The sequence below is a fragment of the Bacillus sp. LR--39 genome (assembly GCF_053613335.1).
On sequence record NZ_JBSIOT010001079.1, the window covers coordinates 1 to 638 of the forward strand.

1 protein-coding gene is annotated in these 638 nt (G+C 51.7%); it reads right to left on the bottom strand.

The window, feature by feature from the left end; genetic code table 11:
- The coding region (locus ACWHAR_RS28560) for a helix-hairpin-helix domain-containing protein (RefSeq protein WP_452088634.1) at positions 1–638 on the bottom strand (638 nt) is incomplete at both ends.

The following is a 638-nucleotide window of genomic DNA, read 5'->3' on the forward strand; positions in this document are numbered from 1 at the left end:
GGAAAGCTGCCTGAACTGTTCAGGAAAAACAACCGCCTCCATTTCCCCGCTTTCATCGCTCAGCTCCAGAAAAGCCATCGTCTGTCCCGTTTTTGTGCGGATCGTCTTCATCCTCGTCAAAAGTCCGCCCAGAGCCGCTTTTTTGCGGCCGGAGGCGAGCAGCTGAATAATCGGCAGCGCACCTGCACGGTCCAGTTTCTTGCGGTGGACGCTCAGCGGATGGTCAGAAAAGTAAATGCCAAGCGTTTCCTTCTCGTGTGCCAGCAGGTCGACGAGCGGCATTTCCTCCGTCTCGGCGTACTTCGGCTTGATTGTCAAGCCTTCATCGAGAAAGAAGCCTAGCTGATCATTGTCTCCTGCAAACAATTCGGCATGCTCCAGCGCGACATCGACAGAAGCGAGCAAAGTAGCCCGGTTTTCACCGAATTCATCCATTGCTCCGGCAAAAATTAAGGCTTCAATCGTTTTCCGATTTACGCTTTTCACAGAAGTCCTCACACAAAAATCAAACAAATCTGCGAACGGCTTTTCTTTTCTGGCTCTGTAGATCTCTTTTACAGCCGCTATCCCGACGCCTTTAACAGCTCTTAAACTGTAGCGCAGCGCCCCGTTTTCCACGACAAACGGATAGCCGCTCT